At 41.5% G+C, this 11591-nt stretch carries 12 protein-coding genes; 5 read left to right on the top strand and 7 right to left on the bottom strand.

Annotated features, from left to right (window positions below):
- Positions 1–74: 74 nt before the first annotated feature.
- Genes ACTB00_RS12035 through ACTB00_RS12025 form a run of 3 tightly spaced genes read right to left on the bottom strand, consistent with a single transcriptional unit; the run spans position 75 to position 2962 of the window.
- Positions 75–1124: an NAD(P)/FAD-dependent oxidoreductase gene (locus tag ACTB00_RS12035; RefSeq protein ID WP_463300166.1), complete on the bottom strand. Its 1050-nt coding sequence runs from the start codon at positions 1122–1124 to the stop codon at positions 75–77.
- 39 nt (positions 1125–1163) lie between these two features.
- Complete coding sequence (locus ACTB00_RS12030; protein WP_463300165.1) at positions 1164–1997, bottom strand: endonuclease/exonuclease/phosphatase family protein; 834 nt, start codon at positions 1995–1997, stop codon at positions 1164–1166.
- Between the two features lie 11 nt (positions 1998–2008).
- Positions 2009–2962, bottom strand: a complete 954-nt coding sequence (locus tag ACTB00_RS12025; protein WP_463300164.1) for an alpha/beta hydrolase — start codon at positions 2960–2962, stop codon at positions 2009–2011.
- A 192-nt stretch (positions 2963–3154) separates the two neighbouring features.
- Here ACTB00_RS12025 and ACTB00_RS12020 point away from each other — a divergent pair, with 192 nt between their 5' ends.
- The 3 genes from ACTB00_RS12020 (at position 3155) to ACTB00_RS12010 (ending at position 5123) form a co-directional block, all read left to right on the top strand.
- The gene (locus ACTB00_RS12020; protein WP_463300163.1) at positions 3155–3370 is read left to right on the top strand and encodes a hypothetical protein; all 216 of its coding nucleotides are present in this window, start codon (positions 3155–3157) and stop codon (positions 3368–3370) included.
- A gap of 288 nt (positions 3371–3658) precedes the next feature.
- Entirely contained in the window at positions 3659–4360 is a 702-nt protein-coding gene (locus ACTB00_RS12015) for a MarC family protein (protein WP_463300162.1), read from the top strand.
- A gap of 31 nt (positions 4361–4391) precedes the next feature.
- A complete protein-coding gene (locus ACTB00_RS12010) occupies positions 4392–5123 on the top strand; it encodes a TVP38/TMEM64 family protein (RefSeq protein WP_463300161.1) in 732 nt (243 codons plus the stop codon).
- Here the strand turns inward: ACTB00_RS12010 and hydF are convergent.
- Positions 5120–6343 carry a [FeFe] hydrogenase H-cluster maturation GTPase HydF gene (hydF, locus tag ACTB00_RS12005; protein ID WP_463300160.1) on the bottom strand — a complete coding sequence of 408 codons (1224 nt, stop codon included), beginning with the start codon at positions 6341–6343 and terminating at the stop codon, positions 5120–5122. The genes ACTB00_RS12010 and hydF overlap by 4 nt on opposite strands.
- Before the next feature lie 361 nt (positions 6344–6704).
- Between hydF and ACTB00_RS12000 the strand changes: the two genes are divergently transcribed.
- Positions 6705–7508 (top strand): T9SS type A sorting domain-containing protein, encoded by an 804-nt coding sequence (locus ACTB00_RS12000; RefSeq protein ID WP_463300159.1) that lies wholly within the window; start codon positions 6705–6707, stop codon positions 7506–7508.
- Positions 7509–7603: 95 nt separating this feature from the next.
- A complete protein-coding gene (locus ACTB00_RS11995) occupies positions 7604–7837 on the top strand; it encodes a PLD nuclease N-terminal domain-containing protein (RefSeq protein ID WP_463300158.1) in 234 nt (77 codons plus the stop codon).
- A gap of 587 nt (positions 7838–8424) precedes the next feature.
- Here ACTB00_RS11995 and ACTB00_RS11990 read toward each other — a convergent pair.
- From ACTB00_RS11990 to hydG, 3 genes are all read right to left on the bottom strand, one after another.
- On the bottom strand, positions 8425–8670 hold the full coding sequence (locus ACTB00_RS11990) for a hypothetical protein (protein WP_463300157.1): 246 nt from the start codon (positions 8668–8670) through the stop codon (positions 8425–8427).
- Between the two features lie 109 nt (positions 8671–8779).
- Positions 8780–10171, bottom strand: coding sequence for an aspartate ammonia-lyase (locus ACTB00_RS11985; RefSeq protein ID WP_463300156.1), 1392 nt, complete (start codon positions 10169–10171; stop codon positions 8780–8782).
- Positions 10172–10196: 25 nt separating this feature from the next.
- Positions 10197–11591, bottom strand: a complete 1395-nt coding sequence (gene hydG / locus ACTB00_RS11980; RefSeq protein ID WP_463300155.1) for a [FeFe] hydrogenase H-cluster radical SAM maturase HydG — start codon at positions 11589–11591, stop codon at positions 10197–10199.

Raw genomic sequence — 11591 nt, 5'->3', positions numbered from 1 at the left:
GAAACGATTAACCAATGACCAAGTTGCTCGTAAATGAAACAGCATATCCGTTTTGTTTTAATAGAGTATTTAATTTATTTCTGAAAGTAGCGAGCCAAGTCAACTTCGGGATGAAGGCCGTCTGTTTTACCACAAAGATAATCGCAGAACTGTTTGGCAAAATAGGGACCGAGCATGGTTCCTTTCGAGCCCAGCCCATTAAAAATACCCATCCGGTTGTATTTAGGATGAATGCCGATGACCGGCCGGCGGTCGTGAGTTGTTGGGCGAATACCTGCCTGCTGATCTAAAATCTGATAGCGATCGTTGAATACCTTGCTCAATTTTTCTTGCAATTCGTCTTTGGCCTGTTGCGTTGTTTCTAGCGATAAATTGTCCCAATCGTAAGTTGCTCCCAGTCGGTAAAACTGCCTTCCTTCGGGCATGAGAAAAATTGCTTTGTTCAATATAAAGTTGGCTGAAAAGTTTTCTGTTTTTATACGGAGCACTTCACCTTTGGTATGTTTAAATTTGATATCCTGAAAATAGGGATTGTCCGAAACGGCATGTCCTTCGCAAAAAATAATTTTGTCGGCCAAAATATCGTGGTAACGAACTTGATCGTTGGTAAGTTCTAGATCCAAATGGTTTATCTTTTCAAATCTTATACATGCCTGTCTTACAAGCAGGGCTTTGATTTTTTCAATAAGAAGCTTGAGATCAATCCGGGCACTTTTTTCAACCATCCCCATCCCAAAGTTATTGTTTATGAACTGATGATGATCATATTCAATTGTAGAGTGGATGTAATCTTGCAAATCATTGTCAATGTATTTCTTCATCCATAATGCGGCATCACCTTCACCCAGTACTTTTTTTATTGGAAGCGGATAAAGAATTTTCACCTCTAAAAACGTTTCCAGTTCAGCATAGGTTTTTAGTAACTGCGAATATAGCTCATCAATGAGCCAGCTTTTGGTCATTCGTCTAAAAACAACGGGATTAATAATTCCTGCAGCAACGTCTGACGCTTTTTTCAGATCTGGATTATCAAATACGAAGTAGCTTTTGCCGGCCTTATTTAATTCGTGGATTAACAAACTTCCGGCCAATCCTTGTCCAATGATGAGGTAGTCAACTTTCATTGGATAGTTAGACAGAAAAGCATGCGAAAAGTTCAGTAATTATAGTTCAATTTCAACCAATACGGGTAAATGATCCGAAGGATAGCGTTGTTCGTAGGAGTCAGTCAACACGCCATACTTCTTAACATCTAGCTTTCCTTTTACAAAAATGTAGTCGATGCGTCTTTTTAATTCGCTGTTAAAATCGAACCCGTTGAATGTTCCGTCCGGACCGTAGGGAGCTTGCTCCGACACTTTTTTGCTATCGAAAAATTCCGTTTCAATGATCTCAATTGGTTTTTGATTGGGAGTGAGATTTAAATCGCCCATTAAAATTACCGGATAATTTTTCTCATTCAACCGATCTATTTTTTGTAGAATGATTCGGACTGAATTAAATTGGGCGACCTCTCCAACATGATCAAAATGAGTATTAAACACCCAAACTGATTTCCGTTTATCGTAGTTTTCCAGTAAGGCGTAAGTGCAAATGCGCTTACAAGCAGCATCCCATCCTAAGCTCGGGTATGTTGGCGTTTCGGAGAGCCAAAACCAACCATGGTCTTTAAGCTGATACTTTCTACTATCGTAGAAAATCGGGGAGTACTCGCCGGCAGCTTTCCCGTCGTCACGGCCAACACCTACTTGGTCAAAGCCCGGCATTTGCAACGAAATATCAGTGACTTGTCCGTACAAAGCTTCCTGAAGACCAATAATATCAGCTTCATGAAACCGAAGTAAGTCGGTTACCTGGAATTTCCGATTTGGCCAGGCATTAATACCATCACCTTCATTATTATATCGGATATTGTAAGTAACCACCTTCGCTGTTTGAGAAAGTGCCGAATTTAGGATTGTTAGTAAAAGCATGGCGAATACTAGTGAAGCTCTCATTGATGTTAAGTTTATTCGTTGCAGAAATCAAAAGCGGGATAGTCACAGTTATGCTTTCCCGGAACAACCGTATGGATTTGGTCTTTCGAACCATGAAGCACAAAGTCATAGCAAAATGTCATGATTTCTTCCATTTGGTTGGTCATTGGAGATCCGGCTACACTGTGATTTTCTCCACAAAAGGTGTACAGCCAGTAAGGTTTGTTTAGTTGATGAAGTTTGTCTGCAATGGCTTTAGCTCCATGTAAAATCAGATAACCGGCCTTGCTTTCATCGCAGTAATGATGGGGCGCTGTGGCGTAGGGGACAAGATTGTCGCAGGTACCATGAAAAAGCAAGGATGGAACGGCTGATTCATCATAAATTCTGGCTGTGTCGGCTATTGCTCCGGCCATGGAAACAACACCGGCATAAGAAACAGGACCAGAATCTAAGCCGTAGCAATAAGGTGGTTCGTAGGCTGTCGCTAAAACAGTTTCTGCGCCAGCACTGCTACCTGCCAGAATAATGTTTTGAGGATCGATCCCAAATGTTTCTCTATTTTCAATGAGAAAAAAAGTGGCGTCCTGAACGTCTTCAACGGCACTGGCTATTGTGCTCAACTTTTCATTGGCCGGGCAGTCGCATCCGAAAGCGGTTTCAGTTCCTTTTCTGGTTAAACGATAGCTCATTGAAACCACTACAAAACCGCGTTCTGCAATTCGTTTACAAAAGGCAATTGTATTTTTCCCATTTCGAGTGCCACCGGAAAAACCGCCTCCATGCACATAAATAATTACCGGACGTTCCAGCTCGCTGTCGAAAGCAGGTGTGTATATATCAAGGTCTAATTCTTCACCATCTTTTTGGGCGTAGGTGTAGGTGTCGGTTTTTACCGAGTCCGTAATTTGTTCCAGATAGCGTTCCTGGGCAATTCCAACTGAAGCGAGTGAAAAAATGAGCAGGGTTAAAATCAGGGTTTTCATATCGAATACGTGTTGTTGGTTGTTGATTCAGAATAAATATGGTGTTTGCTAAATTAAGCAAAAAAAAGTCATTTAATAAAAGACAACTCTGCAAAACAAAACCCTTATGGTTGGAGTGGTTTAATTTCGAAGTATCTTCGAGTAGTTTTATGTAATTTGGTATGATTACAACTACAATAAAAACGATAAACCATGAAAACAAAACACGACCCCGACTATTTGGACTCGATGAGTAAAAACCCGAACAATTGGAGAGGACCTTTTTACTTCAACCGAAAAGATCCAAGATTACTTGTTCCTAAACTTTACCCGGCATTCGGTAAAACATTGAACTTTGCAAGTCCCTATTCCTATGTTTTCCTGATTGCTCTTATTTTGGTTATCGTTCTTGCTCAGTTTTTTCTTTAATAAACTTGTGTGGGTTCGTTATCCCTCCAGTGGTTTGAATTAGAAAACAGGGGGCCGAAATCTAGAGTGAGATCGGAAAAGGAATAAATTCATGGTCATATTTCAAGGTATGTTTTCATGTGTTTATACTTGTTTATTTTTTGCAACACATGGAACTCGCTTTAAATAATCATGCTCCTGCGTGTGAATATTTTTACATGCTCGTTTCAACTATCTAATCGTGTCGTTGTTTGCATGATTAAGAGTTAAGAAAATGATTTTGCGAGAAAACATACATGAAGAAATGATATGAATTGGGATTACTATTTAAATTTCCTAGTTGCCATGTTCGCTATTGTAAACCCAATTGGAATTTGGCCGGTATGGAGTGACCTGACCAATGATGCCGTCAGCTCTATTCGGCATCGGATTGCTTTTCTGTTGATTTTGTCTGCCGTAATGATTTTGTCTGTTTTTTTGGTAGCGGGCAGATTGTTGCTTGACGTTTTTTCTATCAATTTGCAGGTATTTAAGATCGCAGGTGGGATTTTGCTGCTATACACAGGCATTTCCATGGTTCAGGGATCGGCATCGCAATTGACAGACCGAAATGAAGATGGAAAGACAAATATGTCAGTTGCCAAACAACGCTTCCATAAGGTGTTTGTCCCTTTGGTTATTCCCATGCTTGCTGGTCCCGGCTCAATTACAACTGTGATTTTATTTGGTACAAAAGCGACATCTGCTACTGATTATGCTTTTTTGATTGGCGTTGTTCTCGTCACGTTCTTGATCCTGTTTCTGGTATTTTTGTCTTCGCCGTTTTTAGAGAAAAAGGTTGATGATATTGTTTTTACCGTATTTACCCGGGTTTTTGGAATTATTGTAACAGCAATTGCCATTCAATTTATGGTTGAAGGGTTGGGTAAAGTTTTTCCGAATTGGCTGGAAGGCGGATCGGTGCTGAAAGAAGCAAAGGAAGTTTCTTTTATTACAGGATTCTTCTGGTAATCGGTAGTGGATCTCATTAATACGAGTTTGAATGACAACGAATAACCAGGAAAAGCGTGTGAAACAAAGACGGTGGCCATTCTACATGAGTTTAGGATTATTACTTTCGATTGTATTACTTTATTTCACTGTTCCAGACGTAAATAGCTTTTTCAAAGAGGCTTTTGAAATATTGACCAGCGATAATAATCAGCGAATATCAAACTGGGTTGGTAAGCTCGGTTTTTGGGGTCCGGTTTTTATCATATTGGCAATGGTGCTTCAGATGTTTCTACTCATTATTCCATCTCCTTTGCTCATGGTTGTTTCGGTACTGGCCTATGGCCCTTATTGGGGAACTTTAATCTCCGTGGCTGCCGTAGCAGTTGCTTCAAGTATTGGCTACCTGATCGGCCGCTACCTGGGAGAAATAGCAATTGCTCGTTTAATAGGAGACCAGAAAGAAAAACAATTAAAATTTTACGTTGAAAAATACGGAGTGTGGGCAGTTGTTATCACCCGCCTGGCTCCTTTTCTGTCAAACGATGCCATTAGTTTTGTAGGCGGCATTTTGCAAATGGGATATTGGCGGTTTATTGGTGCAACATTAGCAGGAATCTTTCCTTTGGCTGCTTTGATTGGCTATTTTGGCGAAAACAACGATCGATTGAAAACGGGTTTAATTTGGGTGTCGGCTTTGAGTTTGATCTTGTTCGTTGGTTATATTATTTACGACAGCAAAACGAAGTCTCATAAGTCTAAATCGGGAAAAAATAGTTCTTAACGTCCGTTCTTATATACTTCCAGTGCCGCAGGAAAAGGTTGCAAAGCTCGTTCAAAAATACCCAACGAATAGGCAATGGTCAGCCCATAATTGGTTAGTGGAACTCCGGCTTGCCTGGCTTTCATGATGCGCGAAAGCATTGCACGACGGTTCCACATGCATGCTCCACAGTGAATAATGATTTTATAGTCACTCAGGTTTGGAGGAAAGTCGTGTCCCCGCATATGTTCAATTTCCAGTTTGCCACCAACATATTGAGTGAGCCAGCGCGGTATTTTTACCGTGCCAATATCTTCGCCAATCGGGTGGTGCGAGCAAGCTTCGGCAATCAGCACTTTGTCGCCTGCTTTTAGCTTATCGATGGCCATAGCGCCTTTTACCATTTCAGACAAATCACCCTGATGGCGGGCAAATAGAATGGAGAAGCTGGTTAGTGGAATTTCGGGAGGCGTGTCGGCAGCTACTTTTAAAAAAGCCTGACTGTCGGTTACCACCAGTTTGGGCGGCTTGTTAAATCTGGAAATGGCTTCGCGCAGTTCACGTTCTTTCACCACCATGCAAAACGAGTCGCCATCCAGCAAGTCACGAATGCTCTGTACCTGCGGGAGAATCAATCGGCCTTTGGGAGCTTCTTTGTCAATCGGGACAACCAGAATTGCAGCTTCGCCCGGGCCAACTAAATCAGCGACAATGCTGGGGCGGTTGATGAAATCTTCGGGCGCTTTTTTCAATATCGTTTGGCGCAATTCCGCAATTCCGGCCTTCGTTGTTGCCGATGTTTCAACAACAGGTAGCTTGACACTTTCGAGGATATTAATGGTATCGAAAGCAGAGTCGTACAAGTCTGATTTGTTAAAAACGACAATGATTGGAATGTTCAGGTCTTTCAATTCCTGAAGCGTCTTTTCTTCAAACTCCCCCCAGTCGTTGCTATTCGAAATAAGGATAGCCAAATCAGTTCGGTCGAAAACCGCTCGCGTTTTCTGAATTCGCTGTTCGCCCAGTGCCCCTTCGTCGTCAATTCCGGCGGTGTCGATAAAGAGTACCGGTCCCAGAGGTAATAGTTCCATGGGCTTTTCTACCGGGTCGGTCGTAGTTCCGGCAATGTCCGACACAATGGAAACTTCCTGTTGGGTCAGGGCATTCAGGATCGATGATTTACCAACATTGCGACGGCCAAAAAGCCCGATGTGCAAGCGAAATGATTTGGGTGCTTTCATGCAATTCAAATTTGCCCGAAAAGTACAAAGGATCGTGATGCTAATCAATGTTTTTGGGGAAGAAAATAAGGATTGAATAAAGGACTTTTTTATCAAACGGAGTAAAACCAGTATTGTGTCAACCAGAAACCATTGGACTCGAGTCATGCTGAACTCGCTTCAGCATGACGCTTTCTTGGCGATTTGTTTCCACAACACAAGCAGCGAGGAATTAGCCTACCCATGTTGAAAACTCGACAAAAAAATTATTGTTTAGTAAATAAGTTATAGTTAAATTCGTAGAGCTTTTTTCGGTGGTATAAACACCTTTTTGCATGGATATTTCTAAAGTCATTTCAAATTTGAATGTAACATTAGGTTTATGAAAAGACTGATCAGTGTAATCATTCTAATATTTGTATTTTGCAGTTTTGGACAGTCTGCCAGAGTTATTTCAAGCTTCGATATTGCAAGATGGTATCTTGATGGCGATGTGGTATTGATTTGTAGTGTAAATCATAACGACACATTGACGATCGAAGAATATGACTCACTATTAACTGATGGCTTTCATCTCCGTTATAATATTTTTCGAGAGCAGTATCGTATATCAATAGATTCCATTATAAAAGACGATCAAAATATAGCAGGAGCTATTGATACCATTTTTACACCTAAATTTTCGACTCAAGCTAGAAAGGAAAAATTCGAATTCACCGGATTAGATTCAAAAGGAGATTCCACTTTTATAAATACCGTTGTGTATAATGGCGACTTTTATTCTGATGATAGTTATTTCAGAATCGAATCTTCAGAAAAACGATTAGTGATTCTTCGAAAGAAAGAAATTGGCTATGTTATAGATTACCAGTCAAAATGCGATTCCATCACTTTAAATCTAATTCAAGAGGTCGAAAGGCAAGGCGAAGATTTTTTTAACTTGCTGTCTGCTGAAAATTTAAAATCTGAAAGCTTCAAAGTTTATCCTAATCCGTTTATTGATACAATTGAAATAGAAGGTATTCAAGCAAAAAGAATAGAAATAACAGATATTGATGGAAATACCAATAAGATAAAGATGAATGACCCGAATCATGTTGATTTAAGTTATTTAAATCCCGGAGTGTACGTTATTTCCATATACACCAAGACTAAAAAGTGGACTCAAAAGATTGTTAAGAAATAACTGCTCGCTTGATCATATCGGTGTCTGTTAGTTGAGAGTCTGTTGGTTTTGGGATAGGAATGTTAAAACCATAATATGAACCATAATTTGAAATAATGATGATAATTCTTGGATTTATCAGTGCAGTAGAACTAATAATAGTTCTGTTTTTTCTTTTATTTATTTTAATTCTTCCGCTGATTGCACTTGTAGATATTTTAAAAAGCAATTTTGAAGGAAATAATAAATTAATCTGGGTGATTGTTGTGATTTTTCTATCTGCAGTAGGAGCCCTTCTTTATTGGTTGATCGGCAGAAAACAAAAAGTGGCAGATACGAATCCAGTTTGACCCTCGCTGCAGCGGATTGAAAAGCTTCCTCTCCCAATAACAATAAGGCTTTTGTATGGTTTTGATGTTGGGAATAGCTCTTATTCCATCGCGCAGAGGCCTTCTGACACAGCGCAGCGAGGCTATTCCATCTTGCTGAACGACTATTCCATAGGTCAGCAAGACCATTCCAACGGTCAGCAAGACTATTCCCTTTGGAACCATAAATATTCTCTATGGAATTGTTGTTCTGACTTAGAGAATAGCTATGGTTCCGTGAGGCAGCGAGCTTATTCCACGTGGCTGGACGTCTGTTCGATCGTGCATTTTCCGGCAGAAGTTGTTTGCTTCCCTCCTGATCCTTTGCAGGTCTCCGATAATCGTGATTGTCTCTGTTGTGAGTGGATGAGATGCTGCTCTTATTGACGTATTTCCAGCTTGGCAGGATTGCTCACAATAGCAACAGGATGATTTGTTAGGGGTTAAGACGTGACAATTTTGGCTTTGCAGGAAACGCAAACGTTAAAAATATGGAGGAGACTTTTGACCACGAATGGCCATAAAAAAAGCCGGCGTTAACCGGCTTTCTGAAGTATGTTATAAAAGTTTTATTCTTTGTCGTCGCTTGCTTTTTTATCGCAGCTAGCTTTCTTCTCACAGCAAGCTTTTTTCTCGCTGCAATCTTTTTTCTTTTCACATCCTTCTTTTTTGTCAGCTTTTGCTTCTTTCTTCACTTTATCATCCTTGCTCATTGTGCTCACTTGCTCAGTTTTTGTTTCTTGAACATTAACAGCGTAACTAGCTGATACACCAAAAGCGAAAACAATTGCCAACATTAAAATCAACTTTTTCATAATTTCTCGTTTTTTAAAGTTTATAACGGGAGCAATTTATTAAGAATAATTCTAAATAAAAACAACTTTAACATTTATTTAGAATTATTTTTGTTTTTAACCAACTTACTTAAAACCCTAATTTATTGATTGCTTCAGGAGTGATCAGCGCTTCAAATTCACGTTCTGTAAGTAATTTTTCAGTCAGAATAATCTGGCGAATACTTACTTTTTTATCTTGAGACTGTTGAACAATTTGGGCGCATTTTGCATAACCCAGTGCCGGAATCATAGCGGTAATCATGGCTGTCGAATTTAGCACCTGCTCTTTGCATTTTTCCGGATTGGCCGTAATTCCCCGTATGCATTTATTGTTTAAGCTGATAACTGTTCGCTCTAATAATTGTAGGTTTTCAAGCAAGTTATGAGCAATTGTCGGCATAAACTGATTGAGTTCGAGCGTGCCATTTGACGCCGCCTGTGTAATTACCGTGTCGTTGCCAATGACCTGCATAGCAGCCTGAATGGTGGCTTCGGGTATTACGGGGTTTACTTTTCCGGGCATAATGGATGAGCCCGCCTGAACCGGGGGAAGGTTAATTTCTCCAAATCCGGCATCGGGGCCGCTGGATAACAAGCGCAAGTCGTTAGACACTTTAATCAGGCTGCTGGCACAAGCTTTTAAAATGCCGGATACTTCAACAAAAACATCGGCATTCTGCGTGTTCTCAACCAGATTTTCGGCTCGTGCCAGCGATGTGTTTGTAAGCTCCCGCAGTCGGTCGGTTACCTGAAAAATAAATTGACGTGGAGCACCCAGACCACTGCCAATCGCTGTTCCACCCAAATTGACTACTCGTAATCGTTCTTCGCATTTGTAAATCCGCCAGCGATCGCGGTTGAATGCTTCGGCATAGGCGGCCATCTCGCGCCCCAGCGTGGTTAGTACAGCATCCTGCAGTTGTGTTCTTCCGAGTTTAACGATATCGGCAAACTCTTTTTCTTTTTGCTGAAAGGTTTCCTGTAGCTCTAAAACTGCTTGTTCCAATCGGCGAAGCAGAAAGATAGCGGCAAGTTTTAAAGCGGTTGGATACGTGTCATTGGTAGATTGATGCAGGTTGATCTCGTTGAGAGGAGAGATTGTTTTATAATCACCAAGCGGTTTCCCTACCAGCTGCAGTGCGCGGTTGGCAATCACTTCATTCACATTCATATTGGTTGACGTTCCGGCGCCTCCTTGCAGCGCATCGACAAGAACATGCTCTGTTAGCTGGCCGTTGGCCATTTCCTGACAAGCACGTTCAATGGCATCGCTATTTTCATCATCCGACAAATAGCCCAGCTTTCGGTTGATTTGCGCGCAAGCCAGTTTTACCCAGCCATAAGCTTTAACCAATTCTGGATTAACCGGACGTTGTGTTAGCTGAAAGTTTTCTAAGGCTCGTGTGGTGTGAATGCCGTAAAGCGCATCGATAGGGATTTCCTTTGAGCCTAAAAAGTCAGTTTCAGTGCGTGTCGTCATGGTTTGAGTTTCAAGTTTTGGTTCATTAACAAAAGACATCGGACTGCCCTTGGTTGACCCGATCGACCAATTTTCGGGCTCTTTCTGCTGGTAGTCCTTCCAGATCGGCAATGGTGTTTTCTATTAATTGAATACCTGTTTTATATGTTTCGGGCGATGCATAATTATTGAGGTACTCCATAAAACTCGACAAAGCGTTTGGACCGCAGTGTGCTTTTATCGCTCCGGGTTTGGCGATATCCATGAAATCCTGTCCTGTCCGGCCTAACCGATAACATCCGGTACAAAATGAGGGTATATAACCCATTTGAGCAACATCGCGAATAACTTCATCTAACGAGCGGTGATCACCCAGACTAAATTGGCCGGAAATCTCATCGTCGTGTTCATATCCTCCGGGGTTGGTTCGGCTGCCGGCAGATATTTGCGACACACCTAGTGAGAATGTTTCCGTTCGTGTTTTTGCATTTTCCCGTGTCGACATGATGATGCCGGTGTAGGGAACAGCCAGGCGAAGAATAGCTACTATCTTCCGAAATTCGAAATCGCTGATCGCATAGGGTGGATTTGAGGCCATGTCGGAACCTGTTGCCGGTTCTATACGTGGAACACTAATCGTGTGTGGTCCAACACCGAAAGCTCGCTCCAGTTCTGTAATGTGTTGCATCATTGCCAACAAGTCGAAGCGGTAATCATATAGTCCTAACAGAACGCCAATACCGACATCGTCGATTCCTGCTTCCATCGCACGATGCAAGGCCGTTACACGCCAGTCGTAGTTCATTTTTAGTCCACCGGTATGCACCTTTTTGTAGGTTGGCTGGTGGTAAGTTTCCTGAAAAATCTGGTAAGTGCCAATCTTTTCATTTTTAAGTAATTTGAATTGATCGACTGTGAGTGGAGCGACGTTTACATTCACCCGTCTTATTTCGGCATTGTTTTGCCTGGCTTCGTATACTGAGCGAACAGAATCCAGTACATATTGAAAGTCGTTGTTTGGATAGGATTCACCCGCTACCAGAAGTACCCGTTTGTGTCCTTGTTTGATCAGCATTTCTGTTTCCTTAACAATCTCGGGCTGAGTTAACGAGCGCCGCACGATGCCCTTGTTTTTAGCGCGAAACGCACAGTAGGTACATTCGTTCGCGCACAGGTTTGAGATGTACAGTGGGGCAAAAATAACCAACCGCTTTCCATAAATGGTGTCTTTAATATGGTTTGCTGTTTCGAAAAGTTCTTGCAATTGCACCGGATCACTCATGCTTGCCAGTGCGGCCACATCTTGTAAATTTAAGCCTTTCATTTCTCTGGCTTTTGCTAAAATATCGTTGACCGCTTCAGCTGAGGGATTGCTGTGTTTGTCAAGGATATTGCTTATTTCTTGTTCGTTGATGAACGACTGTGTTGTTGTATGCATCAT

This window comes from Sunxiuqinia sp., assembly GCF_055140945.1.
The sequence above is the reverse complement of the archived record's forward strand: the minus strand, read 5'-3'. Positions and strand labels throughout refer to the sequence as shown.